The sequence below is a fragment of the Rothia sp. (in: high G+C Gram-positive bacteria) genome, assembly GCF_015265375.1.
Lineage (GTDB): Bacteria > Actinomycetota > Actinomycetes > Actinomycetales > Micrococcaceae > Rothia.
In genome coordinates this window covers 1-4,826 of the sequence record NZ_JABZXW010000093.1, presented here as the reverse complement: position 1 = coordinate 4,826, position 4,826 = coordinate 1, and the positions used below count along the sequence as shown (strand labels likewise).

Here is a 4,826-nt window from a genome sequence, read left to right as displayed (position 1 = left end):
ATCCCCTCCCCTACAGCATTTAGCGGGCACAACGAATCCCCGCGGGTGTGCGTTCCGGGTGGGAGCGCATCCTGCGGGGATTTCGCGGGTGACATAAGTCAGGGGTCTTAGATGAGGCGGGTCATCCAGCCGTGGCGGTCCTCAACGGTGCCGAGCTGAATACCGACGAGCTCTTCGCGCAGGCTCTTGGAGATTTCGCCGAAGTGCTCGGTGGGTGCCGGAATCTCGAAGTCTTCTGCCTTGAGCTTGCCGATGGGAGCGACCACTGCTGCGGTGCCGCAGGCGAAGATTTCGGTGATGTCGCCGTTTGCTACGCCTTCACGCCACTCGTTGAGGGTGATAGCGCGCTCTTCGACGGTCATACCGCGGTCCTTAGCCAGCTGAATCAGCGAGGAGCGGGTCACGCCCTCCAGGATGGTGCCGGTCAGTTCGGGGGTAACGATCTTGTTTTCCTTGCCGAAGATGAAGAACACGTTCATGCCGCCGAGCTCTTCGATGGCGTCGCCGCGGTGCGGGTCCTTGAAGATGACCTGCTTGCAGCCGTGCTTCTCACCCTCGGTCTGGGCGATCATGGATGCTGCGTAGTTACCGCCGCACTTTGCTGCACCGGTGCCGCCTTCGCCTGCGCGGGCGTAGGTGGTGGAGAGCCAGATGTCCACGGGCTCGGGGGTGCCGAAGTAGTTACCTGCGGGCGAGCCAATCACGTGGTACTGCACGTGGCGGGCCGGGCGAACGCCCAGGAACGCCTCGGTGGCAATCATGAAGGGGCGGAAGTAGAAGGCTTCACCGTCGCCGGTGGGTACCCACTGCTCGTCTGCCTTGATGAGCTCGCGCAGGGATTCGATGAAGGTCTCTTCGGGCAGTTCGGGCAGGGAGAGACGGTGTGCGGAGTTCGCGAAACGTGCCGCGTTCTTTTCGGGGCGGAAGGTCCATACGGAGCCGTCGGCGTGGCGGTAGCCCTTGATGCCTTCGAAGATTTCCTGACCGTAGTGGAAGACGGATGCTGCGGGGTCGAGGACGAGCGGGCCGTAGGGGCGAACTCGTGCGTCGTACCAGGTGCCACCGGTCTTGTAGTCGCCTTCCCAGTCGATGGTGACCATGTGGTCGGTGAAGTAGTCACCGAAGCCGGGGTTTGCAAGGATTTCGGCGCGGCGTTCGGCGGTGGCGGGTGACTGGTTTGCTTCGTGGCTGAATTCGATGGCCATCGTTCTGCGTTCCTCTTTGTCTAGTTGCTTGTGCAGGCGTTCTTTGATTCGCGGTTCTCGCGTCGGGGCGTAGAACCGGTGTGTGCCGCCGGGCGCGTTGTCGTGCGGGGCAGATGGTGCATCTAGCGGTCTGTGCTAGTCGGATGCATTGCAGTGAGTGGTGGAGGGTGTCCACCGCCGAGGTGCCGGGCGGGTGTGCCTGACCTGTTTAGAGTACCGGAAAGATGCGTTTGCCGCATGCGCACCTTTTCTCTCATTCAGGATGTGAACAGGTGAAGCCCGGAAGGTGTGTGTACCTTCCGGGCTTCACTAGCGTAGTTCACATTTTAGCCGGGCAAGTATTAACCGAGGCGTGCGAGCACGTCCGCGCCGACCTGATCGGTTCCGCGCACGCTTGCGCCGTTCTCGCGCATATCTGCTTCAACAGCGTCCTCAATGCGGGCTGCGGCTGCATCGTGGCCGAGGTGGCGCAGCAGCATCGCACCGGCGAGGATTGCGGCGGTCGGGTTTGCCTTGTTCTGGCGGGCGATGTCCGGTGCGGAGCCGTGCACGGGCTCAAACATGGAGGGGAACTCGCCAACGGCGTTGATGTTGCCGCTTGCCGCGTAGCCGATACCGCCGGTCACAGCGCCTGCGAGGTCGGTGATGATGTCGCCGAAGAGGTTGTCGGTAACAATCACGTCGAAGCGTGCGGGGTCGGTGACCATGAAGATGGTGGTTGCGTCAATGTGCAGGTAGTCGGTCTCAACCTCGGGGAATTCCTTCGCGATTTCGGTGAAGTAGCGGTTGTAGAGGCGACCGGCGTGGGTGAGCACGTTGGTCTTGTGCACGAGGGTGACCTTCTTGCGGCGGGTGGAGGCAAGCTCGAAAGCGTAGCGGACCAGGCGCTCCACGCCGTGCGCGGTGTTGAGGGAGACTTCGGTGGCGATTTCGTGCGGGGTGCCGCCGCGGATGACACCGCCGTTGCCGATGTAGGGGCCTTCGGTGCCTTCACGCACGACCACGAAGTCGATGTTGCCGGGGTTGGCGAGCGGGGAGACTGCGCCGGGGTACAGGCGGGAGGGGCGCAGGTTGATGTAGTGGTCGAAGGCGAAGCGCAGCTTCAGGAGCATTTCGCGTTCGATGAGGCCGGAGGGAATCTGACCGCTACGGGGGTCTGCACCGATGGCGCCGAAGAGGATCGCGTCGTGCTGCTTGAGGGATTCCATGGTGGAGTCGGGCAGGGTTTCACCGGTTTCCAGCCAGTGCTCGGCGCCGAGCTTGTAGTGGGTGGGGGTTACGGTGATGTTTTCGAGCTCGCAGGCGCGGGTGAGGATGCGCTGGGCTTCGGTAATGATTTCGGGTCCGATGCCGTCGCCGGGGATGACGGCGAGGTCGATGCTACGTGCTTCAGTCATGCCTCTACCGTAATACGCGCCGCCGGTGGGCGGTAGAGTGTGCGGGCGGGTTCTCAGAGTCTGGGCTAGGCAGAGTCTGGGCTAGAGAGTTCCAGGTTAGCTACCGCTCCCCTGCCCCACCGGTTAAAACAATATTCCCCGGCTGATGATTCAGCCGGGGAATATTGTTATGAGTTCTCACTCAGCGTGAGGACCCTAAATGCTTGACGCTATTAGGAGCGCTCGCAGAGGGTGACCTTCACGTAACCGGGGTTACGAACGCCGGACTGCTTTGCACCGTTGTTAGCAGATGCAATGGAGCCACCGGCTACGCCGGGAGCAACGTAGGAGCCACCTGCGCCACCTGCGCCTGCCTGCAGCAGCGCGCTAACGTTCTGGCGGTAACGAGTGGGCTCTTCGTTAGCGTTCCACTTCTGGGAGGTAATGATGGAGGACAGGCCACGAGCTGCACCCGAGCCACCGCCACCGTAACCTGCGCCACCGCCTGCGGAGACAACGGTCTGGTAGCCGTTGAAGGACTTGCGGGTGTCGTTTTCGCTGTAGGGGCGCTTTTCGTTGAGGTTAAGGGGGTTGGTCTGGTGAACGATTTCCAGCTTGGAGATATCGTTGTTATCAATCTGGTAGGAGTATGCGAAGACGCCGTCTGCACCCTTACCGTCGAAGCCGGAGCCACCCTTGTCGCCAGCGGTGGAGGAGCTGAAGAGCTCCTGCTTGTTCTGGCTGGTGAAGCCCAGAACGCCGTAGACGTTAGCCTTGTCGTTGTACAGCAGGGGCTGCTCGCCACCTGCACCACCGACGCCGCCGTTACCGCCCTTACCACCAGCAACCTTCATAGCGGTGCGGTCACTGGCGTGGGGCTTCAGAACGGTGTAGTGGGAGACGGAGGTCTCAGCGTCGTCACCGGCTGCTGCGGATGCGCTTGCACCTGCGGGCAGAACGGACTTAACCGCGGTGTCACCCAGGCTGGTGGTGGAAGCGTTGACTGCCTTGGGGTTGTAGAACGGGCTATTTGCGGGCATGTTGTTGGTACCGGGCTGGGTACGGATACCCGCACCGCCACCGCCACCTGCAACAGCAATCGGGGTGCCATCAATAACCAGAGCGGAGGAGCCACCGCCGGAACCACCGTAGAGGTAACGCTTCATATCGGAAGGCATGGGCGCGATAGCTTCAACACGAGCCTTAGCGTCTGCGGGAACGGGCTGTTCGTTGACGTCACCACCGTTACCGTAGCCCTTACCACCGGTTGCGGGGCGGGTCTGCCAAATAGCCGCACTGTCAACGCCGGGCTCGGACGCCAGGTAAGCTACACCACCGGCAGCTGCGACCAGCTCAACAACCTGGCCTGCCTTGACGGGGATTTCACCGGTCACGAGAGCACCAGAACCGCCAGCAACCTGAGCGGAGCCGCCACCTGCGCCACCAGCGACCTCGAAGCGAAGCTTGTCGACATTCGCCGGGATGGTGAACTTGACGGTGTCCTTAGCGCCGGAGGGCTGACCGGAAATGTTGAACTTGGGAGCAGACGAGTACTCGCACTCAGTGGAAGATGCAAAAGCGGGAACTGCAGCAGATGCTGCAACAACCGGAGCAGCCCATGCTGCGCCAGCGACAACCTTGCGGCGAGAAATATTAGTAGACATATATGTCCTTCGAGAGTGATGTCATTTTGAGGAATAAAAGTTATCACCCGCCGTCGTGCGCGGCGAAGAACGTCACCTGATGAGATTCGAGTGAGTGAAGTAGGCTTGCGCCTAACCTCTGGTGATAACGACATAATGCTGTAACCGGTCCCCTATCATAGGGACTTTCGCGCTTCAGAGCTCTTGGTGTTCGCTCTGCGAGGCCATAGACCATCGGCGTAGATTTCGGGTACAGCCAAAACTATACCCATCAAGGACCTACACCGCAATGGTTCCAAATGTGGCCCTGATTAGGAGGTTTCCCATAAACTCTCCGCACTACTTGAAGGTTTTTCAACCAAAATAGGTTACTTAAGGGAGTTTCAGGTCTCTTAAACCCGAATTCGAACCCCATACAACCCCAAACTCTCAAGCTTTAGTTGAATAAATAATCCACAAAAAAGTAATCAAGGTCACTAAAAATAGCTGTTTTTGGCGTGTCATACTCACTCAAGCACACGCCACCACACACAAACCCACAAAATATTCCTGCACGTGAGAGCAAAAAAGAGGCTCCCAGCCCCGACCCACCACCCCGATAC

At 60.1% G+C, this 4,826-nt stretch carries 3 protein-coding genes; all 3 read right to left on the bottom strand.

Annotation, left to right across the window (positions count from 1 at the left end; translation table 11 throughout):
• Positions 1-107: 107 nt before the first annotated feature.
• Complete coding sequence (locus tag HXO69_RS08670; protein WP_296546547.1) at positions 108-1,205, bottom strand: branched-chain amino acid aminotransferase; 1,098 nt, start codon at positions 1,203-1,205, stop codon at positions 108-110.
• A 341-nt stretch (positions 1,206-1,546) separates the two neighbouring features.
• Positions 1,547-2,602: a 3-isopropylmalate dehydrogenase gene (locus tag HXO69_RS08665; RefSeq protein WP_296546545.1), complete on the bottom strand. Its 1,056-nt coding sequence runs from the start codon at positions 2,600-2,602 to the stop codon at positions 1,547-1,549.
• Positions 2,603-2,814: 212 nt separating this feature from the next.
• On the bottom strand, positions 2,815-4,245 hold the full coding sequence (locus HXO69_RS08660; protein ID WP_296546544.1) for a transcriptional initiation protein Tat: 1,431 nt from the start codon (positions 4,243-4,245) through the stop codon (positions 2,815-2,817).
• Positions 4,246-4,826 lie beyond the last annotated feature (581 nt).